19 protein-coding genes and 1 pseudogene are annotated in these 24,371 nt (G+C 42.9%); 7 read left to right on the forward strand and 13 right to left on the reverse strand.

From position 1 onward, the window contains the following. Positions 1 to 5: 5 nt before the first annotated feature. The 5 genes from QFZ77_RS33660 to QFZ77_RS33680 form a co-directional block, all read right to left on the reverse strand. Entirely contained in the window at positions 6 to 890 is an 885-nt protein-coding gene (locus tag QFZ77_RS33660) for a carbohydrate ABC transporter permease (protein ID WP_307447104.1), read from the reverse strand. Positions 891 to 967: 77 nt separating this feature from the next. After that, complete coding sequence (locus tag QFZ77_RS33665) at positions 968 to 2,311, reverse strand: ABC transporter substrate-binding protein (RefSeq protein ID WP_307447107.1); 1,344 nt, start codon at positions 2,309 to 2,311, stop codon at positions 968 to 970. Between the two features lie 72 nt (positions 2,312 to 2,383). Continuing rightward, the gene (locus QFZ77_RS33670; protein ID WP_307447111.1) at positions 2,384 to 4,183 is read right to left on the reverse strand and encodes a cache domain-containing sensor histidine kinase; all 1,800 of its coding nucleotides are present in this window, start codon (positions 4,181 to 4,183) and stop codon (positions 2,384 to 2,386) included. Continuing rightward, a complete protein-coding gene (locus QFZ77_RS33675) occupies positions 4,173 to 4,772 on the reverse strand; it encodes a helix-turn-helix domain-containing protein (protein ID WP_373462789.1) in 600 nt (199 codons plus the stop codon). The genes QFZ77_RS33670 and QFZ77_RS33675 overlap by 11 nt, the downstream gene beginning before the upstream one ends. Beyond that, entirely contained in the window at positions 4,678 to 4,998 is a 321-nt protein-coding gene (locus QFZ77_RS33680; protein ID WP_307450049.1) for a response regulator, read from the reverse strand. The genes QFZ77_RS33675 and QFZ77_RS33680 overlap by 95 nt, the downstream gene beginning before the upstream one ends. A gap of 325 nt (positions 4,999 to 5,323) precedes the next feature. On the opposite strand from QFZ77_RS33680, the gene QFZ77_RS33685 reads away from it, so the two are divergent. Next, entirely contained in the window at positions 5,324 to 6,595 is a 1,272-nt protein-coding gene (locus QFZ77_RS33685; protein ID WP_307447114.1) for an erythromycin esterase family protein, read from the forward strand. A gap of 224 nt (positions 6,596 to 6,819) precedes the next feature. On the opposite strand, the gene QFZ77_RS33690 is transcribed toward QFZ77_RS33685, so the two are convergent. Further along, positions 6,820 to 7,554, reverse strand: coding sequence for a hydroxypyruvate isomerase family protein (locus QFZ77_RS33690; RefSeq protein ID WP_307447116.1), 735 nt, complete (start codon positions 7,552 to 7,554; stop codon positions 6,820 to 6,822). Positions 7,555 to 7,687: 133 nt separating this feature from the next. Between QFZ77_RS33690 and corA the strand changes: the two genes are divergently transcribed. Both corA and QFZ77_RS33700 read left to right on the forward strand, forming a co-directional pair. Continuing rightward, positions 7,688 to 8,638, forward strand: a complete 951-nt coding sequence (gene corA, locus QFZ77_RS33695; RefSeq protein ID WP_307447121.1) for a magnesium/cobalt transporter CorA — start codon at positions 7,688 to 7,690, stop codon at positions 8,636 to 8,638. 395 nt (positions 8,639 to 9,033) lie between these two features. After that, positions 9,034 to 9,654: a glycoside hydrolase family 172 protein gene (locus QFZ77_RS33700; RefSeq protein ID WP_307447123.1), complete on the forward strand. Its 621-nt coding sequence runs from the start codon at positions 9,034 to 9,036 to the stop codon at positions 9,652 to 9,654. Between the two features lie 231 nt (positions 9,655 to 9,885). Here QFZ77_RS33700 and QFZ77_RS33705 read toward each other — a convergent pair whose 3' ends face one another. The 6 genes from QFZ77_RS33705 to QFZ77_RS33730 all read right to left on the reverse strand — a co-directional run bounded on the left by QFZ77_RS33705 (position 9,886) and on the right by QFZ77_RS33730 (position 19,856). Next, on the reverse strand, positions 9,886 to 11,538 hold the full coding sequence (locus QFZ77_RS33705) for an ABC transporter substrate-binding protein (RefSeq protein WP_307447126.1): 1,653 nt from the start codon (positions 11,536 to 11,538) through the stop codon (positions 9,886 to 9,888). 51 nt (positions 11,539 to 11,589) lie between these two features. Continuing rightward, positions 11,590 to 12,486 (reverse strand): carbohydrate ABC transporter permease, encoded by an 897-nt coding sequence (locus tag QFZ77_RS33710; protein ID WP_307447129.1) that lies wholly within the window; start codon positions 12,484 to 12,486, stop codon positions 11,590 to 11,592. A 24-nt stretch (positions 12,487 to 12,510) separates the two neighbouring features. Then, complete coding sequence (locus QFZ77_RS33715; protein ID WP_307447132.1) at positions 12,511 to 13,470, reverse strand: ABC transporter permease; 960 nt, start codon at positions 13,468 to 13,470, stop codon at positions 12,511 to 12,513. Between the two features lie 164 nt (positions 13,471 to 13,634). After that, a complete protein-coding gene (locus tag QFZ77_RS33720; RefSeq protein ID WP_307447134.1) occupies positions 13,635 to 15,962 on the reverse strand; it encodes a helix-turn-helix domain-containing protein in 2,328 nt (775 codons plus the stop codon). Between the two features lie 273 nt (positions 15,963 to 16,235). Continuing rightward, the gene (locus QFZ77_RS33725; protein WP_307447137.1) at positions 16,236 to 16,496 is read right to left on the reverse strand and encodes a hypothetical protein; all 261 of its coding nucleotides are present in this window, start codon (positions 16,494 to 16,496) and stop codon (positions 16,236 to 16,238) included. Between the two features lie 195 nt (positions 16,497 to 16,691). Further along, positions 16,692 to 19,856 (reverse strand): ATP-binding cassette domain-containing protein, encoded by a 3,165-nt coding sequence (locus tag QFZ77_RS33730; RefSeq protein WP_307447141.1) that lies wholly within the window; start codon positions 19,854 to 19,856, stop codon positions 16,692 to 16,694. A gap of 657 nt (positions 19,857 to 20,513) precedes the next feature. Between QFZ77_RS33730 and QFZ77_RS33735 the strand changes: the two genes are divergently transcribed. From QFZ77_RS33735 to QFZ77_RS33740, 3 genes and pseudogenes are all read left to right on the forward strand, one after another. After that, positions 20,514 to 20,768 carry an SDR family NAD(P)-dependent oxidoreductase gene (locus QFZ77_RS33735; RefSeq protein ID WP_373462790.1) on the forward strand — a complete coding sequence of 85 codons (255 nt, stop codon included), beginning with the start codon at positions 20,514 to 20,516 and terminating at the stop codon, positions 20,766 to 20,768. Next, positions 20,713 to 20,937: pseudogene (locus QFZ77_RS38070) on the forward strand (SDR family NAD(P)-dependent oxidoreductase); the annotation flags it as partial. The gene QFZ77_RS33735 and the pseudogene QFZ77_RS38070, both read left to right, overlap by 56 nt. A gap of 83 nt (positions 20,938 to 21,020) precedes the next feature. Further along, positions 21,021 to 21,986, forward strand: a complete 966-nt coding sequence (locus QFZ77_RS33740) for a cation diffusion facilitator family transporter (protein ID WP_307447147.1) — start codon at positions 21,021 to 21,023, stop codon at positions 21,984 to 21,986. Between the two features lie 60 nt (positions 21,987 to 22,046). Here the strand turns inward: QFZ77_RS33740 and QFZ77_RS33745 are convergent, their stop codons facing one another. After that, a complete protein-coding gene (locus QFZ77_RS33745) occupies positions 22,047 to 23,105 on the reverse strand; it encodes a LacI family DNA-binding transcriptional regulator (protein WP_307447150.1) in 1,059 nt (352 codons plus the stop codon). Between the two features lie 136 nt (positions 23,106 to 23,241). Between QFZ77_RS33745 and QFZ77_RS33750 the strand changes: the two genes are divergently transcribed. After that, positions 23,242 to 24,159: an EamA family transporter gene (locus QFZ77_RS33750; RefSeq protein WP_307447153.1), complete on the forward strand. Its 918-nt coding sequence runs from the start codon at positions 23,242 to 23,244 to the stop codon at positions 24,157 to 24,159. Positions 24,160 to 24,371: the final 212 nt, after the last annotated feature.

Consider the following 24,371-nt stretch of genomic DNA (forward strand, 5'->3'; position numbering starts at 1 on the left):
CTTCCTCAATCTTCGATATCTTTGGTGGAAATTATTTTATTAATAACAAACGTAACGATTAAGCACATAACTAGTAAGATGACAGCTAATGAATTACCGTAGCCATATTCTAACTGACCAAAGGAACGTTTTTGCAAATAACCGACCAGTGTTTGTGATACATTGGCAGGCCCCCCGCCCGTCATGACATAAACAAGATCAAAAAACCGTAAGGAACCAATAGAAATGAGAATGGTATTCACTTTAATAATCGGTTTAAGCAATGGCATGGTGATATGCCATACCAATTTCCATCCGATAGCACCTTCAAGACGCGCGGCCTCAAAGATTTCCTCGGAAATATTCTGTATCGCTGCAATGAACAGGATCATGGTATACCCAATAAATTGCCAAGATACAACCGCTGTAACTGCCCACATCACCGTTTTGGGTTCAGACAACCACAGGTGCTTTAGTGAATCTAGCCCTAACCAATCAAGTAAATTATTAATAATACCGATCTGCGGATGATAGATAAATGTCCACATCATACCTACGGCGACACTCGACAGGAATGCCGGCATAATGAAAACAAGCTTAAAGAAATCTTTCCCTCGCACGTTTCCTGTCAGAATCAAGGCCAGAAAAAAACCAAATGGCAGTTGAATCACCAAACTTGTCACCAAGAGAAATAACACGTTACGTATCGTAACAAAAAACACATCATCATCTGAAAACATACGCGTATAATTGTCCAACCCTATAAACTTCATCGGATTCAGAACATCCCAATCAAAAAAGCTCAAATAAATCGATGCGATAATAGGGATGAAAACAATAGCCGAATATAGAAACAGGGCAGGGGTTATAAAGAATGCAATGGTCGAGCCTTTTCTCAGCATTTTATCCATAAACAACCACTCCATTATTGTTTTGATGAAAAAAGGGAGAAGAATATCTTCCCCCTCCATAAGAAAATTTTATAGTTTTAGCGGTTTTTCTCCGTATAAGCTTGCAAGCTCTTGAATGCATCTTCCGGTGATTTGCCTGCTAAGATAGATTGGATCGTGTTGTTATATTCATCCCCAATCTTCGCACCCAGTCCCACATCATAAAAGATGAACATCCCTTTCATTGTGGACATTTGATCTTTTAAATCTTTACTTAACCCTGGCACTTTAGCTGGATCTAAGGTAACTTTAGTAGCTGGAATATCTCCTTGCTCTTCACCAACACGTTTTTGTGTTTTGTCCTCGGACCATACTTTCAGATATTTAACAGCTGCATCTTTGTCTTTTGCCGTTGAACTTATCACTAAGTTAAATGCAGGTTGACCCAACCAAGTGTCAATATCCCCTTTTCCATTCGGAAATGTTGGGAATTTAGCAATGCCCACGACATCCTTCACCTTGGAATCGGTATTTACCAACGTATTGATTGCCCAACTGCCAGTAACCATCATGGCCGCTTGACCATTTTGGAACATGCTCGTCATTGCACTGTTGTCAATACTAAGGAACCCTTCTGGGAACGCCTTCATTTTTGTTAATTCCTGCAATACACGGCCTGTTTCGATGTAAGAAGGATCAAGCCAAGTTCCTTTGCCCTCCATTAATGCATTAAACGGTGCGTCGCCGCCAATCCGATTGGCTACAAATTCACTAAATAAGGCACTAACCCAAGCATCTTTGGCACCCATTGCAATCGGTGTCACTTTATTTTTAACCAACACATCAATCACATGTTTTAACTCATCGTACGTCTTAGGTACCTCAAGGTTATTCTTTTTGAAAATGTCTTTATTGTAGTACATGGTAGCTGCCGCGAAATTAACCGGAACACCATAAATTTTGTCATTGAATGTTAATAAATTAAACGCCCCAGAGATAAAGCGATCTTTCCACGCTGGATCTTTATCCAGATATTCATTAAGCGCCAGCACTTTTCCTGAATCCGCATACGTTTTTAGTTTTCCGGCAGCATGCAGAGTGTACACATCAGGCGCTTCATTTCCGGCGATTTGAGCATTTAATTTCGGATAAAAAGCTGTACTAGGAAGATGTGATACTTCGAAAGTCGCGTTCACATCTGTTCTTGCATTAAATTCTGCAAGCAGATCTTTCTGAATATTGATCCCCTTGTTTTCCGGTTCTAACCAATCAAATTCTTTCATTTTAATCTTATCTTTTGGCTTTGCAGCCGCTTCCGTTGCTTTTGGAGCATCACTAGCTTTGGGTGCCTCACTTGCTTTCTCGGTCCCGCAAGCAGATAATACAGCAGTGATTGCAAAAATAGCAGTGATTGATGCTGAAATCCTTTTAACCTTTTTCATTTAAACCCTCCTCTATCATGTTTTACAATCTAAGCTTAGTTGAAATGGGTTCAAACGAGTATGCGGTATTCCTTACTTCATGGTTGAATCTGCCGACCTCTTCTCATCTTTACGTGGTAAGGATAACGTTATCATTGTACCTTGCCCTACGACGCTATCAATCTGCAAGCCGAATCTCTTTCCGTAATGCAATTGAACCCGCTGATGTACATTAATCAATCCAATCCCCATACCTGAATCATCAACAGTCACTTGCAAATTTTCCCGAATCTGCGCTAGTCTTTCAGCCTCAATACCGTTTCCGTTATCACTTATGGTAATGTTAAATAAATCATCTTCAAAAAAACCGCGAATCTCAATAAGCCCTTGGTCAATCTTCATTTCCATACCATGAATAATCGCATTTTCCACCAACGGCTGCAGAATAAATCGCGGAACTAACAAGGGCAGCGCCATCGTATCTATGTCGATAGAAATGGTAATTTTATCTCCATATCGATATTGCTGAATATAGACATACTTATTAACGTTGTCCAATTCCTTGTCAAGGGGAATGTACTCTTTTCCCTTGATTCCTTCCCGCATTAAATCACCCAACGCTTTGGATAATTTCCCTACTTCAGGAACGTTCTTCATGCGCGCAAGCCAATTGATCGTTTCTAGTGTGTTAAAAAGGAAATGAGGGTTAATTTGAAACATTAAATATTTTAATTGCGACTGCTGTTTCAATAGTTCCTCTTGATAAACCGTATTAATTAAATGATGGATTCGATCGATCATTCGGTTGAAATTTCGACTCATAACACCTATTTCATTGCGGGAATTGTAATTAAATTGAATATCAAAGCGATCTTTTTCCACGTCTTTCATCATCGCGGAAAGCTGACGAATGGGTTTAGATATACTGTTCGACACAAAATAGGCGATTAATAATGCAACGACAATACAGATAATGAAGATAATAAACATCCAATTTTTCAATTCAATAGACGTTTGGGAGTATTTAGCATCCGGAATGACACTGACGATCTTCCAATCGGTATTCCCGATGGCATGATAAGTAATGATATAGTTAATCCCGTCCATCATCTCGCTAGTATGATCTTGTTCAGGTCCATGCAACACGCGAGTTATATACGGGTAATCAGGGGTCGTATTAATCAAGGATTTATTCGAATGTGAAATGATCCTTCCATTCTGATTGATAATATACATTTCACCTTCATTGTTTAATTTCGTCTGCGCAAAAACCGAATATAAAGCGTCTTCTTTAAGATGAAGTTCAAAATAGCCGATTTTCTTCAGGTTTCCTACATCAAACATAGAACTTCTAGCTGTAATCGTTAGCTGCTCGGGATTCGTATTCATCCAAACTAAATTGCCCTCATTCTCTTTCAGTACATCCCAATCGTTTATGTCCAAATCATTGGATTTCAAGACATTTCCCGATGGAAAGACATCTTTATTTAAAGCATAAAGGCTGATGTCCTGTATGTCTTCGCTATCAATGATGGCACCATCCAACAAGAGCTTAATTTTGTTGATTTCGTCTAAATATTCCAACTGATTATGAAAGCCTAGATTGGCTTTTTTAAGAGCATCCCTTATTTCTTTATTCGTAAAAAGGGAATAATACACCCGCTTGACTTCCTTCATCTTGAATTCAATATTTTTGCTTACTTCGGTTAACAAATCGGTGGTGTAAGCGTTTGTTTTTTCCTGTATGAGCGATCGTGATTTTTGATAAGTTAACGTACCGATCACAGCTAATGGAATAAGGTTCAAAATGAGGAAGGACACTAGTAATTTTTTTTGAATCTTCATGTCTAGTATCCATTGCCGCAACCTTCTTGCTAGCTGGTTACGTATCATTGAGGTGCCCGCCTAATTCCGCATGTCTTATAAATAATTGCTTACGAAAATCGTTTGGCGTTTGTCCGTAATGTTTTTTAAACATTTGTCCAAAATACCTGGAATCTCGAATTCCCACCCGACTGGCTATTTCAAATACTTTAACCTGGGGGTCTGCTAGCATATCCACAGCTTTTTGCATACGAATTCGGGTGAGTGTATCCGAGAAGTTTTCTCCTGTTTCCTTCTTAAATAAGCGGCTCAAATAGTCCGGATGATAATGAAGCATGTCCGCAACTTTGGTAATGGTCATTTCCTGCATGTAATTTAATTCTATATATTCAATGATTTGCGCAATCACTTCATTCAGCTTGGATATTTCACCTTCCGGTAGCAACATGCCTTGCAGTGTAAACGAATATTCCTTCAACTGATGCCGCAGACCAAGCTCAAGCTCATTTCGCTGACGGTCCTCTTGAATCACTTGTTTGGCTTTTCTGCAAGCCAGCATGATTTCATCTGGATCGGTAGGTTTTAATACAAAACCGACTGCCCCCAATTTTATTGCTGTCATTGCGTAATCCAACTGGTGGTAGGCTGTAATAAACACCCATTTGATAGATGGATTCTCTGCTTGTACCAGCTCCATTAAGGCTAGTCCGTCTAAACCGGGGCATTTTAATATCAGTCAATACTAGATCTGGATTAACAGCTCGAATCAGCTCTAGTGCCTCCAATCCATTAGCCCCTAACCCTACCAACTCAAAGCCTTCTTCTTCCCAATCTAAGGATCGCAGCCCCATTCGGGTGATTGGTTCATCGTCAGCAATAATCATTCTAATCACACATATTCCTCCCCACCTGAAGTAAGTGAGTTCATTATCATTGTTTTTGTTTAATAGTTCAATGAATATTTGCTTTACGAAAAAGGTTTTCGACCCTCCAAACAAAAAAAGGGACCTAGCCAACGGGGCCAGGTCCAAAGTTTATATTAAAAAAGGGGGGTCTTGTTTATTATAATACACCCATTATGTTAGAGAACTGTAACAGGAATGTTCCAATTGTGTTACAAAAAAAGGCGATTCCATTCAAATGGCTTTTTTTGTATGCACTTTTGTACATACTACAGAAAGTAAATCTTTAGGAATAGGAGTCAAACAAGTGAAAGTTGAAGACGCCATTGTGGAACAGATTAGACAGCAAGCTGTGCAGCTGAGCACCCCCGAAGATTTGGATGTATTAGTAGAAGCAATCGGAGACAAGAAGTACGTTTTACTCGGTGAGGCAACGCATGGTACATCGGAATTTTATAAGCTTCGCATGGAGCTGAGCCGTAAATTGATTGAAACGAAAGGTTTTTCTTTTATTGCTGTCGAGGGCGACTGGCCGTCCTGTTATGAGATTAACCGCTATGTGAAGCAGTACAAGGATGCAAAGCCGAGCTCCCGCGAGGTCATGGAAACTTTTAATCGTTGGCCGACGTGGATGTGGGCCAATGAAGAGGTTGGAGAGTTGATGGAGTGGCTTAACCAGCACAATGCAAATAAGCTGATGGAAGAGCGAGTCGGGTTTTACGGTTTAGACGTCTACAGTTTATGGGAGTCCCTAGAAGAGATCGAACGTTATTTACAGGAAAAAGGCACACCTGAGCAGTTAGCTATGGCGCGGAAGGCATTTGAGTGCTTCGACTCTTATGAGAAGGAGGGGCAAAATTACGGGGTTTCGGCGGCTTTTTACGGCGAAAGCTGCCAAGATGAGGTTGTGAAGCTGCTTCAAGCGCTTCACGCGAAACGCGTGCGGTACGAAGAAGACAGCGAAGCAGCGCTTAGCGCGGAATTGAACGCGCTTGTTGCTGTGAACGCTGAGGATTACTACCGCACCATGGTTCGTCACGACGCGGAATCGTGGAACGTCCGCGACCGACACATGGTCGAGGCGCTGCGCCGCCTCGTCAACCACCACGGCCCAGACGCCAAAGTCATCGTCTGGGAGCACAACACGCACGTCGGCGACGCGCGTGCAACAGATATGTTGGCCGACGGTATGGTGAACGTCGGCCAGCTCGTGCGCGAAGCGCACGGCGAAGCCGATGTGTTCGCTATCGGCTTCGGCACTTACCGCGGCACGGTCATCGCCGCGACATCCTGGGGCGCGCCGATGGCGACGATGCAAGTGCCACCTGCCCAGCCGGGCAGCTGGGAGGAGCTCATGCATCGCGCCGGCGCGCATGATCAGATCCTCCTGCTCAGCAAGGAGGATCCGATTCTCGGGCACGAGGTGCTGGGGCACCGTGCCATCGGGGTCGTGTACCGCCCTGGTCATGAGAGAGGGAATTATGTTCCCTCTCTTATGGCTCGGCGGTACGACGCCTTCGTGCATGTGGATGAAAGCCATGCGCTTCATCCGCTAACCATAAAAAAAGTGCTTGTGTGAATTCACACAAGCACTACCTCCCAAAAGCCTATCCGCCGATGCAAAACACTATTTCGAGGCCTAAATCAAGCTCAGTTCCTATACATAACTAATGTTGTACGAAATTCGCATAAAAGTGGCCTTTTTAGTATGAAATACGGCTAAATTGTTGTATCAAATACAACATCTTCAGCTTGGAAGGAAGATATCAAGGATATTGTTGTACAGCGTACAACTTATGGCTTTCACTTGTCATTAATAAGACGTTTTAACCCAATACTCGGTTCCTCCAGAGGAAAATACTCTAAACCGATATGCCCAGTGAAGCCGGTTTCATCAATGGCCTTGAAAATCTGCTCGTAATTCAACTCGCCGTTACTCAGCTCATGCCGCCCCGGATTACCAGCTGCATGAAAATGGCCTATCCAAGCCATATTTTCACGAATATTCGTAATAAGATGACCTTCGGTAATTTGTTGGTGATAAATATCGAACAGCACCTTCACATGCTGGCTCCCCACCTGCTTCACAATATCGAATGCTTCTTCAGATGAAGCTAAGAAATATCCTTGATGGTTCACAAGTGTATTCAGCGGCTCTACCAATAATGTTATCCCTTCCCGCTCCAATAACGGCACGCATGCTTTTAGTCCATCAATCAATGATTGACGCTGCACTTCTCTGGGCACGCCTTCTAATTCCTGACCCACTTGCGAAATGAGCTGAGAGCAATTCAAGCTCTTCGCTGCCGCAATGGATTCGGTAAGTCCAACTATATAAGTTTCACGCATGGTTTCATCGACTAAGCTCACAAATTTGGTACAAAAGGCAGCAACCGAAACACCAGCATCCTTCACAACATGCGCGACTTCATCCAAATCTTTATTCCACCACGCCCAAAATTCAATCGTATCATAGCCAATTCGCTTCACTTCCTTAACACTTTGAGCAAAATCATGCTTGCTATAAACCGCATCCATACAAACGGAGAGCCTCATTGTCATCCTTCTTTCCAAATATACGTTATTTGTGCTAGGGACCAAGCATTTCTGAACTTTCACTATTGTATGGTAAAATTAAGCAGATGAAAATATGACCCAAGGAGTTTTACTAATGATTCGTTCCCTTGCTATTACCATGGACTTCAATGTGCTCCATAATGTCCCCTTCGAGGAGCTTCTAGGCCCGAACATTAAGTGGTATTGGGTCGACTTTCATAATCCGAGCGAAGAGGAAGCGCTGCATCTGAAAGAGCATTTCCATTTTCATCCGTTGGCCATAGAGGACTGCTTTTTCTTACTGCAACGACCGAAGATGGATCACTATGAGAACGTTCACTTTTTTGTGATGCATGGGATTAATGCGATGACACTGGATGCTGAAGAAGTGGATATGTTTCTGGGAAGCAATTACATTGTGACCTTTCATTTGCATGAATCAAGGGAAATTGAGGATGCTTGGAGCCGAATTTCAGAACAAGAACATTTGCGGAATGAAGGTCATATTTATGCGGCTTATTTAATTCTTGATAATTTGGTGGATCAATATTTCCCAAGTGTTTACCAAATCGAAGATCAATTGGATGATATCGAGAACAATTTTGATGCCGAATCGATTGAAGTCTTAATGAAACATATTTTTGATATTCGGGCCAAATTGTTAAAATTACGCCGCACCATCGTGCCCATGCGTGACTTGCTGTACAGGGTCATCAATACAGATCGTATCGAGCATCTCCGTGAGCAGCTCGTCTTTTTCACGGACATCCATGATCATCTGCTCAAGTTGTCTGAAATGATTGATTCAAACCGCGACATGACGGCTGATATGAGGGATAGTTACATCTCCCTGAATTCAAACCGAATGAATACCATCATGAAAACGTTGACCGTAATCACGACGATCTTCATGCCATTAACGTTCATTGCTGGTCTTTATGGGATGAATTTCGCTTATATGCCTGAACTGAAGTGGCACGGGGGTTATTTTGGAATTCTCTTGATCATGTTCGGAATTGGATTCGGCATGTTCGCTTGGTTTTGGAAAAAGGGCTGGTTTAAATAGAAGACCTTACTGATTCTGAGCAATGCTCATCACGGCATTCCTTCCTAAAGCCAGCAGGCGAAACCCCCACTTTTTTCTTAAAAGCTCGACTGAAGGCATGAATACCGGAAAATCCTAATTGATAAGCTCACAGAAAGAATCCTTCCTTTTCAGCAATAATGGTTAACTTTTAACTAACTTTGGCTAAATGAACGCGCTTACCTTCATTATATAATGTTTTCAAGTTCGCATAACAATAATGATAAAGGTGGATGTTCCTATGTCGCAAAATCAAGGCTTTATTCATGAACTCTCTGTAGCTCCATACCTGACACAAGGTCGAACTCGCTGGATCACGGCAGAGAATCCGACCGGTGAGAAGGGACACGGCGGGAAAGCAGCAAGCAATTTAGGTATTGCTCGCAAAGGCAGGCCATGCATCACTTTACCTCAAGGAGAAACAGTCGTTCTGGCCGATATTCAAGGAACTGGCATCCACGATCGAGAATCAACACGCCGAGGATATTCACGGCTTCTTCTATCAATTTCATTATACGCTTGTAGATTCGCTCCCTGAGAAAACGGCTTACTTTCACGCCCAATATGTCGGTACCTATTTGGCATGGGCAGCCTTAGAACGTTATTGGTGGGGCGAGGTGGAAATTAAATTTTATTTGGACGGAGATGAAGAATGGCCAACTCTCTGCGGGACGGGGACGGAGGATTACTTCGGTGGAGCCTGGTGCTTTTACGAAAAAGAAAACGGGATCCCCGTCGAGGTGTCATACAGCACTCCCTATCTAGGATACCCATACTATTCCAAATCGGATACGACCCTCAAAGAGAAGTTTGGTGAAGATTCCGTGCCTATGCATGGACTGTATCGCTGGCATCTTCCAGACCCCATCCATTTCGAGAGCGATCTGCGCGTCACGATTCAACAGATTGGACTTTCCTCCGTTGCCTATTGGTATCAGATGGAGCCTCATGCGGATTTCCCCATACTGCTTCCCGTTCACCGGAGATGGCCGCGATAGTGAACACGCCAAATTATTTGCAGGCCTAGCTCATCACATGTAGATGCATACACCGTTTTAATTCCGATCGGTGAGCACCACCTCAGAATATAACCGTTTTCACAGAAGGCGTCTTTGACGTAAGAAATGATTTTTTATCGAAAACAACGATGGCGGGGAGCGTACACAGTAAAGGGCCGACTTCCAGAACTATTCGCTGGATTGTCGACCCCATTTATCGATTATACAAATCTACTTCTTCTTCGCATCATAGGCAGCTTGGTAAATTTCCAGATAACGCTTCAGGTTCATATTATCCAAATTTTTCAGATAGCCGTCCCATTCTTTCTCCAGATTTGCATCCCCGATGATGAAACGCGCGGTCATCTCTTTGACATGATCAGTAATCGTCTTCTCGAGATCAGCTAGCTCCATCGCCTGCTCGTTCGTGAAGAACAGCTGCGGTAGAACAGTATCCAGCTTCTGCTTATAAGGCTCGTACTTGTTTTTCGTTTCATTGTACAAAATAACTTCCAATGGGTTTTTCGGATCGGCAACCAAGCCTAAGCGGAAATCGTTCGTTCTAAGCGACGGCCCGGTTTGTGCCCATTTCACATTTTGCACATTGGGCAGCTTGGCGTCGGTATATTTCCAGATGGCCTGCTTGCCATTGATGCCGAGCTCACCTTGAGCCGCATTTTTCCATTCTATATCCGGACGTCCTTCTGTGTTGCGCAGTGTCATCTCCTGAGTGTACATCAGATCTGCCAGACGGAAGGCGGCTTCTGGATTTTTACTCGCTTTCGTAATGACGTAACGCCCTTGTGAGACGCTATTCGTGTACGGCGCAACTTGTAAGCCTTTCGGCCCTTTGAGCACTGGAACAGCGGTAACTTCAAGCCATCTTCCGCTCGGTCCGTTAAAAGCTGTAAACGTCCCATTATGCTGGGCTATCGCCGCGCCCAATATATTAATGTTGGGATTTTCCCCCATTTGCTTCGCCTGATCCCGATCCTGTGTGAAGGACTGCGGCGCGATCAAACCTTCGGCATATAGCTTGTTCAGGTACTTTAGGCCCTCTTGCCATTCCGGCTTATTATAAGGCACATCGACCTTGCCGTTATTAAGGTACAATCGGTTGGTACTATTAGGATTTAGAATAAAAGCATTCATAAGAAACGAATCGATATTGACGGCAGGTCCAACCGCTGCACCTGCAAGCGGAATCTCATCTGCTTTTCCATTGCCGTTCGGATCCTTCGTTTTAAAATCCTTTAGCACCTTGTATAGCTCATCCGTCGTTGTTGGCACAGCCAGCCCCAATTTATCGAGCCATGGCTTGTAAATCCACATTTTTTGGGACATGGAGCAATGGAAACACTCGTTCACAAGCGGCAGCCCGTATATTTTACCGCCTGGCGCTGTAATCGCATCTTTCACTCCTTCAACCTGCTCAAACATCTTCTTGGTTTCGACGCCATACTTATCAATAAAAGGCTTTAAATCGAGGAAATCGCCTTGGCTGCCATAGATCAGCTGTTGTGTAGGGCTAACGTCAAAACCCATGATCACATCAGGCAAATCTCCGCTTCCGAGCACCAGATTAAGCTTTTCTACCGCCGATTTCTCCGGGGCAACATCCCACACGATATGAATGTTCGTCTTCTCCTCCAGATACTTCGTATATTCATTTGTCGCAAAATCTTCAACAAAAGAGCTTCCTTTTACAAGCACCTTTAAGGTTGTTTTTTCCTTTGTGATAGGTAATTCCCCTGCCGCAGTCACCCGGTCCTCTGACACTTTAGGGGCCGCATCTGATTGCGCTGCTTCTTTATCTGAACAACCGCTTAAAATTGAGACTGTACACAAAGCTAGCCCTAAGCTTACTACCATCCATTTTTTCATCTAAAAGAACCCTCCCTGGAATTTTTCATTAGAAAAATTTTCATTGAATGACTAACCTTTCAACGAACCGATCATGACTCCCTTAACAAAATGCTTCTGTACAAAAGGGTAAATCATCATAAGTGGCAGCGACGAGACGACAATGAGAGAGTATTTAAGCAGTGCCCGTAGGCCCTCCCGATTCGCTTCCTGACCCAGATCGGACAGCATAGCGGAATCTACCTCATTTTGAACGAGTATTTCCCTAAGTACAAGCTGTAATGGATAAAGGCTCGGCAGCTTCAAATAGATCAACGCATTAAAATATTGATTCCAATAACCTACCGCCGAATACAGGGTAATGACAGCAATGATCGGACCAGACAGCGGAATCACGACATGCCATACAAACTTGAAATCGTTACAGCCGTCTAACTGAGCGGCTTCCAGCAGTTCATCCGGTATCGTCGTTTTGAAATAAGTTCTCGTAATAATGACATTGAATACACTCATAGCCCCGGGCAAAATCATCGACCAGATCGTATTGAGCATGCCGAGATCTTTGACCAACAAGTAGCTCGGAATGAGCCCGCCAGAAAACATGGTGGTGAACACCAGCAAAAGCATGACGGCATTTTTCCCATACAAGTCTCTCCGTGCGAGCGGATATGCGGCCATAATCGTTAGTGCGACATTGATGACTGTACCCAGAACCGTATAAATAACGGAATTGCGAAACGAGCTCCAAATCAGCTTATGTTTAAATACAGCCTCATAACCGTCGAGTGTAGGTTGAACCGGCCATAGCCACACCTTCCCGGAGATAACCGCGTCTGGGCTGCTGAAGGATGCGCTTACAATAAACACAAGCGGATACATCACTACAATGAGAAATAAGGTAAGCACCGTGTAATTGATCACGTTAAACCAACGGTCATTGCTGGCTTCCCGAATGTTAGCTTGCTCCATGATGACTTCCTCCCCTTGTCACTCTTACCATAGGCTTTCCTGCTTAGCTTTCTTGGCCATTTGGTTGACCGAGATCAGTAAAATCAAACCAATGACCGATTTGAATAAATTGATGGCCGTGGAATAAGAGTAATTCATCGCTTGGGAGGCAAGACCGACCTTATACACGAACGTATCAATGACTTCAGAGGTACGCGAGTTAAGCGGATTTTGCAATAACAGCACCTTTTCAAAGCCCAGATCCAGAATATGTCCGGTGTTCAAAATAAGCAGAATAATCATAACCGGAACGATGCTCGGCAGATCGATATGCAGCATGCGCTGAAATTTACTTGCTCCATCAATAACAGCCGCTTCATGCTGTGCGGGATCAACACCCGCTAAAGCAGCTAAATAAATGATGCAGGAAAAACCTACATTTTGCCAAATACCAGACCAGACATAGATCGAACTGAAATATTCCGGCTTGGCCATAAAATTAATCGTTTTGAATCCCAATTGACCGAGCAGCATGTTCACTAGTCCATTGCGGGGGTCCAGCAGCTCTATGATGATACCTACCATCACGACGACGGATATAAAATGGGGAGCATAAGTAATCAGTTGTACGGACTTTTTGAATAACTGGTTTTTCACATAATTCAAGGATAAGGCCAGAATAATCGGAAACGGAATCCCGGCAAGCAAGCTGTACAAGCTGATGATCAACGTGTTTTTCATCAATTTCACAAATTCATAAGAGTTGAAAAATCGGATGAAGTGCTTCATGCCGACCCACTCGCTCCCAGCGACACCCTTGGATGCAATATAATCCTTGAAGGCAATCTGCGCCCCGTACATTGGATAATATTTAAACACAAGGACGTAGATGACTGGAAGCGCAAGCAAGGCATACAATTGCCAGCTTTTCTTCATTTGCTTCCTTGCGGCAAACAGCAGACTGCTTGCTCCCGTGCTTGCTTTGGTTAATACAACCTCTTTCATTGTGCGCTCTTCCCCCTTTCAATTGATATCTTAACGATACAAGAAACCGCCGCAAGCCGTAAATTAGAAAGCGCTTTCTTTATGTGCAATTATTAAGATTCATTCATGTGCACTTCTAAACGGATGTGCAAAAGTAAAGAATACGGCACAAAAGTGCCGCATTCTTATCCGTGTAATTTCTTATAGGAGGTCGCACTGACGCCATGCAGCCGCTTGAATGCCCGACAAAACGTATTGGAGGAGCTATAGCCAACCTTATCGGAAATTTCAAGAATCGTTAGGTCAGTTGTCTGCAGTAGATTTTTGGCCCGATCCATGCGCAGATTTTCCAAAAAGTCAGAGAAATTAATGCCCGTTTGCTCTTTGAAGAATTGGGAGAGATACACTTTCGAGATGCGAAAACGATCGGCCACTACATCCAGGCAAAGCTCACTGTCCGTATATGCGTTCTGCAGCATGCCAAGAATACTTTGAATCAGCTGCACATTTTGACTTTTCTTGTGCTCGTTCACGCTTTCGCATATCCATCGATAGGTTACGCGGATCGACTGATAATTTTTGCGCATATTTTCATAGGAGTCAATCTCGCTGCTCAGTGACTGGATCCGTCTGTAAATCTCCTGCTGATCGAGCTCCATTTGCGGCAGCAACTTCACCAGACTTCCCCACATTTCGAACAAGAACAACTGCATAACAGCAAAGGAAAGGTGCCTCAGCTCGAAATTCTCATGGTATATCTCATCAAGCGTATGCTGAACCTCAGTATGGTCCCCCGCTTTGGCCAAATTGATTAAACGGATCTCCACATCCTGCGGGAAATAGTAGTTGTTCATATCCGTCGGGAGCTCGTCATACCATACGATTTCATTCTCATTTTTCCTTAATTGTACGTTCAAAGCTTCTCTGGCCTGTTCATACGATCTGGAGATACTAGTGAGACTATCACATAAGCCGCCTACACCATAGACAGACACCAGCTTTAACTGGCTTTTCATCTCCTCATTGGCTTCCTTCAGCTTCTGCTCAATAGGCTCCTTGTAGAGTTCCGACTGCTCAGCTCTATAACAGAAAAGCACCCCGAATTGATCCTCCGCTATATCGTAAACAAAGCCTTCCTGATCGATCGTCCTTCTCAACATTTCTTTAGCCAGTAAACGCTTCATATCCAGTTCTTCCAGCAAGTTATCATTATAGCCGTTATCGAAGCCTCGCAAATGAACAACAGCAACCCGATATAACATCCCTTGCAAATCCATACCGACATACTTTAAGAGTGCATCTGCATCACGTGCCGAAATAAATTGCCCATTCAACAACCGTTGAAAATACGCTGCCCGCAGCAAAGGAACCTGCTGCTCGATCTCGGACTTCATCCTGTGGTTATTGTTGAACAAACCGGTTACCGTTTCTCCAATTAATCTAAAGGCATCTTTCTGGTGCGAGACTACGTCCGTTTTTTCAAGGATCATGTTTACGATATTCCTTAGCGGTTTACTGTTGCGATAAGCCAGCACATATGCGATGAAGACACCCACGACAAGAAAGACGAACGTTAAAGAGAAAATGATTTTCTGAATATAACGAACCTTCTCCAATACAACAAAGGTTGGCTCTCCAACCAGATACGTCCAACCGTTATAGGAGGATTTCGTATAGGTAATCATCATCTGATTCGATTGCAGCGATTGCTCGATTACGCCCTTATCGCCAATCAGATTGCCGATCTCGATCGGTAAGGGGGCTTTACTCGCCGAAAGCTCACTAACGATTTCCCCCTCACCATCCACAATATAAGCCCAACCACCTTCGGAAATGTTCAGCCCTTGAAAAAGCTTCTGGATTTCCTTCTGGTCTATCATGACAGCAATGGCGCCCTGGGGATTTCCGGGGTACCCAAGCGATTGCATATACGTTAGCATAGAATAGGGGACACCCTGTACGATGACTTCCTCAGACGCAAATGTTTTGCGGGTATGAAATTGCTTTGCGACGAAGTCATACCATGAATCATAATCATGCTTGCTGTAACGAGCTACCCGATCAAAAAAATGCTGTAAAGAGTAACTAGCCCCCGGGGTTAACACCATTTCACTATTTTTAAACAATACATAATAATTAAATATGAAATTGTTAGACATCCTGTAATCATATAAGCTTTTATTCGTATCCAATATCCGGTACGTATTCGTCCCCTCAAATGGATCAGTGACAGACTGAAACCTCATAATTCTTGTATCGGCCGCTAACTGCTGGGTAATCGAGGAGATTTCCTCCAATCTTCGATCGAGGATATCTTTACTCTGCTCCAACAGGTTCATATGGCTCGCGGTTGCTTCGCTTTCGATCAACGCAGTCGTCTTCTGATAAATAACCCAGCCAATAATCATCGGCAGCATCAGAAACACAAGATATGGAACGAGAATACGTGCAAACACGCGGTGCCTTCCTTTGTTAACGTTAACATTAATGCTTCTCTCTCTCTTGAACAGCATAGTAAATGTCCCCATTTCCTTTACGATTCCGTGTTGCGATCATATTGAGAGTAATCATTGCGCATTTCAATGTATGCGTTTGCAATCTATTGTGACGTTCATCCCAAAAGGATAAGCTGTTACTTTCAGTATACCTTGATGTGCTGGTAATCGGAAGCTTTTCATTCTTACTTTTCTAGCCTTACCAATACCTGCTAAAGGGCGAATCAGTGTATCTACAGAAACAAAATAAGACTACCCAACTTGGATAGCCTTTTAATTGTCTTTACCACTTCACGGTACATTGGCTTCTGCAATAATTTCCTTTGTCAGAGGATCGACTAAAATATTGGCTTCTACACTATTGTATAGATAGCCAACGTTCCAATATGGTGCTAATTTAAACCAAACAATCTCTGCACCTGTGACTGTGTATTTATCTTCTTGACCATTAAAAGCAATTGATATTGCTTCTTTTTGCGCTGATTTATAAGCAAAAAAAACAGATACGAATACGGCGACAGTTATGACTATTAGCATTGTTATTCTTTTCATCACAAGTGCTTCCCAACCTTTGTAGAGATTTCCTCACTCTTGCTTAGCTCAATCAACAACATTTTCTTCACAACCGAGAATACTTATTTACCGAGATGAGATATTTTAAAATTCTTTGTACTGCAACCCTTCCAATTGTCCCATCTCCTGTGGAATTGATCAGCGTATCACTTTAGAGGCGAACGCTAGAGTATCTTACTTCAGGCAATGATAAACCGCCATCATATCTCGTTTATTCAACTCACGAATACGATTGAAGATAGGAATATCCGCAACTGCCTCAATTAGTAAGCTTTCAGCAACAACATCTCTTACTTTGCCAGTAAGCCATGTTTGTACATCTATGCCCTCGACGATTTCCTTGCGCCCTTCATCGTTGATGCCACTTACATAACAGCTAACACATGGCACCGATAATTTAAATACGCCATCATGGAGACCATCCTCTGAAATTACTTTCTTCCCGTTGCAGAATGGACATGGATGACTTGCTTTAATTTTATTAATTTGGGTAACAATTTTATTGTAACCAAACACTTCATAGACATAAGTTAGTTTTTTATATTTTCCATTGGTGAAATACTTATCAATAATGGTTTCTCTAGTTTCAGCAATATTGGCAAAATCACAGATGGTAATCAAGTTTTTACTGTTGATCGCCTCGAGGTTGCCTTTAATCTTGTCCCAAAATGGTACGGCATTTTGTAAAACCACCTCATAGCCCACAAAGCTTGCAAGTTCCAGTTCAAGCATTTTCAGCGCAACTTGTGTTTCCCTAGGAAATAAAGAGACATCTTCCGTAAGTGCAAGATCGCCGCCAACAATTGATTTTAGTTTTTCTAGTTGAGGTAAACTCCCTACGGTTTTAATGACCTGATCAATCGGTTGCTGAATAATCTCACGAATATCCGTATCACTAAATTTTAGCTTTTTATGATGGTTTAACACGCTTCCTTGACAAACTGGGCAGGCAATCATTTCTTTTGAGGCTTTCATTTGCTCTTTAAGAGGAATGTTCTTCGAAATTACCATATAACGCCCAAGGATGAGATTAAAACCTTCCCATGTTCTCGAAGCCTTCCCTGCTTTATCATAAAATGACTTTTCCCAATAACCATATAAGAAAGTACGCTTTTCTGCTTCTGACATCTCATTAAAGCTTTTACTCATATCGTGACCAAGTTCGTTCTTTATCTCTTCAAACAGGAAGTGCAATTTGGCATGTTGATAATATTTCAAGACATCCATGACTTCTGGAAGTAACATGCCATCCCAGAATGGGACTGTTTTATCTTGAATGAGAACATCCATATCAAATTGCTCAATGACACGACGACCCGAACAACTCGGACAGTGATTGTCTTGATAATAGAAATCGAAGCTTCTTGTATCTTTATTGGTCGGATGAGCAGCCACAATATGATTGATCAGTCCACCCATTTCATAGAGAAAGCTATATTGACTATACAGGTGTCGTTCAAGATCAATGGCGATGACAGGTGCAATCGTTTCAGATTCATATTCACCATAAATCACATGGGCAATTGGCGATAAGCTTTTTAAGATACCACCCTTATAGACGTTTTCTGCCTTTTTAAAATAGTCCAACTGATTTTCTTGTAAGTAGTGAATACCGTTTTGCGGCTTGAGTGTGGAAGAAATATGCATGGGGGCCTTGCTATCTTCCTTAGGTTTTTGACGATAATAATCATCATGACTGACAACATCCAGATGCTCCACAGGGTCAAACTGCCTTTTTCCAAAATCAACGATAAAATCAGAGCTTTCCAGCATATAGGCATTATGTTCGATCATCAGGATGGAGACAGATTCATCTTCCAGAATGTCCCTAACACTATCAATGAATTGGTTTAAAATATTTTGGGATAAACCTTTTGAAGGCTCGTCAAAAATAAAAAGTGTATGTGGGTTTCTTGAATTAGCAAACAGCTCAGAAACTAAATGAACACATTGAAATTCACCAGTCGATAAGGACTGCGTTTTTCTTTCCAGCGTCAAATAACCAAGTCCAAGTTTGATCAATAAGCTCAAGCGTTTATGAGCGATGTCTTCATTTGGCAGTTCATCAATAATATCTTCAATCGAACGCTGAAAAATATCATCAATATCCTCGCTATATTTTGTGAGTTTCTTTTTAATATCAAGAAACGTCGCAACGGTTGAACGACTGGAAATCGACTGGTTTCGATCTTGCCCAACCACGACCAGTTTATCTTTTGGATAACGCTTCTGAAAATCTTTGACCATACACTCATTGACAAGTGTAGATTTACCGCAACCCGACTCACCCGTAAAGGTTACAAGTCTATTTTTGGGAATCTGAATTTCAGCCATTTGAATATTACGACAATAAAGATCATGAAATTGATAGTATTCTGTTGGCATTGCCTTATTTAGTTCACAATGGATAGGTTGTGGACGTGGTGATTCTTCAACAATTTTCCCACCGTATTTACCACTACCAGGTCCAAAGAACAATTGATCATCCGCTGTGTCGAGCACCGTGTCAGAATGGTCAATGAGCCAAATTTGATTCTTATACCCTAATTGTTTAATCTCTGCTAAAATTTTCAATAGTGTTTGGTGATCAAGACCCACGGAAATTTCATCAATGATAATAACCGTATTTTCACTTGTTGCCATGAATTCTGCCAAGTAAAGTCGTGTTATTTCTCCACCTGACAATGTACCCATAATGCGATTTAATGTTAAGTAACCCATATTCATATTGATTATATTCTGGAGAATATGCTGCTTCGCTTCACTAATTTGTAATTCCTCTGCAAGAGAAAGAATCGTTTCAATGCTTAAGTTATTCATATCGGAAATACTATGTGGTTGATTCAATAATTCCATCTTATATTGCTCAACTTCTTGATTGTAGCGCCTACCCTTGCACTTTGGACAATCCACATTTTGGGTCATACTGCGCCCTTTACAATCTGGACACCAGCCTAAGGCGTTATTAAAGGAAAAAACTTCTGGAGAAAGATTAAATTTTTCAGCAAGCGTTACACGAATCTCTTTGAACACGCCCGTATGTGTGCCAATGGTTGAACGAGGATTGGATGAAATCGATGATTTTCCGAGAAAAAGGACTAAAGGCATTTCTTCCATCTTGATGGCACTGAAATTGGTTTCCATAATATTAGGAAATAAATACTGATATTCAGCCTTTGGCAATAAGGAAACGAGACGCTTCTTGGATTCTTCACCAATGGTTTGACAAAACGTTGTTTTACCAGATCCAGACAAACCAGCAATACCTAACGATTTATCTACTGGTAGGGCTGCATCTAATAGGTTAATATTGTTCGAAATTAATCGATTTATTTTCATATGTAAATTAATCCTCTCTATTCTTATAAGCTTAGTCTTTCCATGTTATCACAGAGTTAAATGTATGAATTGCTTTTTTTTCGAATCAAAGAACTCGTCAGCTCCATTCTATTATTCTTTCACATTCCACCATTTGTATGGAACTAAAGAAGCGCCTAAGACATTGAGTTGTTTTTTGACAATTAGATTTACATATCCATATAAGATAAAGCCACTCCTATTACGGGGAGTGGTTTCTTTATTATTTTCAAAGACTTGAACGAAAGATACTTAGGAAAGTCTGATGTCTAATCCTACCAAGACTCCCTTTAGGAATGTAAAACTACAACCAAACGCCCCGTAAGCCCTTAATGTATAAGGGTTATTTGTCATACACAAAAAAAAGGAACCCAGCCAACGGGGCCGGGTTCAAAAGTTTATATTAAAAAGGGGGTCTTGCTTATTATAATACCTCGCAAACATTATGAAACCATAACAGGAGTATTTCAATTATGTTACAAATTAGAAAGCGCTTTATTTCCTACTCTTCTCCAATATTTACACCTCTAAGATTCGATCCCGCAAAGCCGGAATAATGACCTGTCATACGATAATTCAAAGAAAGTCGCCATTGTGACCGGCGCATAATCCGGCATTGGCTTGGCTTCCGCTATACGTTTGGCTGAAAAGGGGTTTAAAATCGAGCTGCTCAACCGCCCGGGCGGTGAGCTTGAAGCAGCAGTGGCCAAAGTGCAGGCTGCCGGAAGAGAAGCGATCTCCATAGAAGCGGATATTGCCGTCGAGGAAGAAGTGAAACAGGCCGTTCAAACCGTCATGGACCAATGGGGCCGGCTCGACGTACTGGTCATTCTTGTGAGTCAAACATGCAATCGAGCCTCTCAAACAGCATGGTGGCAGCATCATCATTACTAGCTCCATTAACGGTAACCGGGTTTTCTCCAGTTTTGGCATGAGCGCTTATAGCACTTCCAAAGCCGGACAAGTGGCTTCATGAAAATGGCTGCGCTTGAATTGGCGTTACAAAATTCGTGTAAACGCGATCTGTCCAGGAGCGATCGAAACGAATATTGATGAGTATACTCTTTACACAAAATCAGTTGCACCTGACGAAGGTCTAGCATATAATAATATTAATTAGAATTATTATAAATAAGGAGGAACCGTATGAGTATCGAATACGACTATCACCATCTCCATCATGTTAAAGAACAGAGCAAATCCAGAAAAACGTTATGGGTAACTCTCATACTGACCGCCTTTTTCACCATTGTAGAAATTGTAGGTGGGGTGCTCTCTAATTCCCTTGCTTTACTATCCGACTCTGCTCATATGATCTCCGATGTCATCGCTTTGGGGCTTAGTATGGTTGCTCTGAAGCTGGCTACTCGTCAGCCTAATGCGCGGTTCACCTTTGGTTTCCTGCGGTTTGAGATTATCGCTTCTTTTCTGAATGGATTAGCCCTCTGTATCATTGCTTTGGGAATTTTTATCGAAGGAATTCAACGTATCATTAACCCGCAGCCGATTCACCTGGCTCTTATGCTTGGAATTGCCTCCATCGGTTTCGTTGTCAATCTTGTTCTTACATTGGTTCTCCATAACAGTGTGAAAGAAGAGGACAATCTGAATGTGAAAAGCGCGCTGTGGCACTTTTTCGGTGATTTACTCAGCTCGGTAGGTGTCATTATCTCTTCTATTATCATTTATTACACAGGTCTTCTCTTGTTCGATCCTCTGATTTCGATGGTCATTGGCGGCATTATTTTTACTGGTGGGAGCAAAATCATTCGAGAATCTTATCTGATTCTGATGGAATCGGTGCCTGAGCGCTTCAACTTAGATGAAATTCGCAGCGAGATCGCGCGTGTTGAAGGTGTCGAAGATGTGCATGAGATGCATCTGTGGGCGGTTTCGACTGATCACTACTCTTTAACCGCGCATGTGTTCATCAATCCCAACATTCAACCCTTCTGTGTTATTCTTGCGATTAATGAAACGCTGAAAAGTAAATATGGCATCAAGCACTCCACCATCCAAATTGAACATGCCGACATTAATCCACATGGGGATTATGGCAAAGAGTTTTTGAAACATCAAAGACAAACGAATAGAAATGAGATTCATATCTAATAAGGGAAAGGCCAAGAAGACCGCTATACTTCTCATCTTAACGAGAGTATAACGGTCTTTTCATGTTGTTGTAGACTTCCGGACAATCATCTCCAAATCAATAAATAGCTCATGTCCGTGAATACGTGGCAGGTGGTCATCCAGCAGTTGTGTATTCTCTTCATCCAAGTCTTCACCAATCTGCCGCATCAGAAAAGCGGCAACTAATCTCGTTTGCAGCTCGACAGGCATGTCGAAACTTGTGATAGAGGGAAAGCTGGCCTTAGAAAACAGTTCATTGTCCATTCCAATCAACTGCACATCCTCCGGCACGCGAATGCCTCGCTCATGACACACAGCTAGAAGCTCCAGTGCCAACGCATCATTGAACGTGTAGATGCCGATAGGTCGCTGCTCGCCGCTAATGCGCAGAGCTTCCTCCAGTGTACCTTCGATACCGAGCTCTCCAGCATCTAGAAGCGCATGCACCGTCGACTCGGCCTTATCGCCTAGCCCTGCCATAAACCCTTGAATACGCTGCTCATTGGCCCCCATCCCTTTACGCCTGCCGGCATAAATAATGGAGCGGCAGCCGTTGGCGAGGAAATGCTGAACAGCTTCCGTCGAAGCCTTCGCGAAATCCAAATTAACCGCCAGTTTGACCATGTCGCTAGGCCATCCCCAGCCATTAAAGATAACGAGCGGCGTGCCCTCCCCGACTAACTGCTGGGTCGATTGCATACTCATCGCTAAACCATGGCTCACTAAACCGTCTACTCTTCGCTGCAGCAAGTGCTCCAGGTGACGCTTCTCGATCACTGGATCCATACCCGCTGCTGAAAATACGGATAAATGGTAACCGAAACTATGTACTTCCTGCTCCAGCTTCTCTGCAAATCGGCCATAATAGCCGCCGAAATGCGGTATGATAAGGCCTAACTCATAGGATCGACGCCGACTAAGGTTCGTTGCCATCACATTGCGGCGATAGCCCAGCTGTACAACGGCTTCCTCCACTTTGCGTATCGTCACCGGTGACATCGGCACCTTTCTCCGATTCAAAACATTGGAAACTGTCGCAATGGATACACCCGCTTCGGAAGCAACATCGATAATGGTGGGCTGTTTACTTTTCTTCATAGGAAATCCCTCATTCTTGAAATGCTTTAACTCATTTTATCGATAAGCAAAACGCTCGTCAAATTTCGATAATCTGTGCATTCCTACGGCAATTCGATATAATGAATAGATATTACTTGGGGATGCATGCAGCCCTATGAAAAGAAAACGTAAGGAGTCACACATCATGTGGTTTATTGCTGCAGTCGGTAGTGCCGTACTATTTGGTCTAACCGGCTTTTTTATGAAAGTGAGTCAAATGCGCCAAGGCTCCACACCGCATCTACTGCTCGGACTCTATCTCACAGGAACACTTGGCTTCGCTGTGAACAGTCTATGGGAAGGCTCCCTCTTCTTAGACGATTGGCGTGTTTGGTTAGCTGGTATTATCATTGGCGTGGGGTCAGGCTGGGGCAATGTCGTATTCATGAAGGCGCTCGAGAACGGTCCGGCTAGCTTAACAGCGCCGCTGATGAACTTAAATATTTTGCTAGTTATTCTCATTTCCGTCACCATCTACGGTGAACACATACATAGCACAGAAGTCAGCGGCATCGTCCTGCTCATTGCTTCAGCGGTTCTTGTATCCATTAAGCTCAAAGAGCCCCTCACAATCAAAGAGAAGAAATGGTTTGCACTCGTTGCGCTCGGCGGACTTCTGTTCTTCTTCCGCAACGGCGGCTTAAAAGTTACTGCCGAGCTAGCGTTAGCGAACACGCCTATTCTACTCATCAGTTATCTGCTATCCGCCATTTGGTTCGCCATCGCTGCAGCTAGCCACACCAAGAAGCAGCAAAAGCCTGTCCAACAAGGGCTCATCGCTACCTATGATGCTTTACCAAGTAGCACAGGATTTCTATGGGGGCTGCTCTCTGGCTGCTTCTCTTATGGCGGCCTTCAGCTTTACTCCGTCGCTCTGCAAATGGGTCCGGGATCCATCGTCGCGCCCATTTTCTCTACCTATGGACTTGTCGTCGTTGTCGGCTCTGTGCTCGTTTACAAAGAAAAGCTGACAATCCTGCAAGGTCTCGCTTTAGCTCTTCTATTTGCAGGTCTCATATTCGTAAAGCTTTGAAACAAATTCACTATTATCCGCGATTCATGTCAAAGGGCTGTCCCAAAAGGGTTATAAACCTTGAGGGGTATCTACCTTGAAGATGGTTTTACATTTTCACGAGGACTTCCACCAATAGGGGGAGGTCCTTTTCCTACGAAACAACAAAAGGGGCTGTCTTAAAAAGTAGATAAAATCTACTATTCAGACAGCCCCTTATTCATTTATTCAAC

This window comes from Paenibacillus sp. V4I3 (assembly GCF_030817215.1).
Classification (GTDB): Bacteria; Bacillota; Bacilli; order Paenibacillales; family NBRC-103111; genus Paenibacillus_E.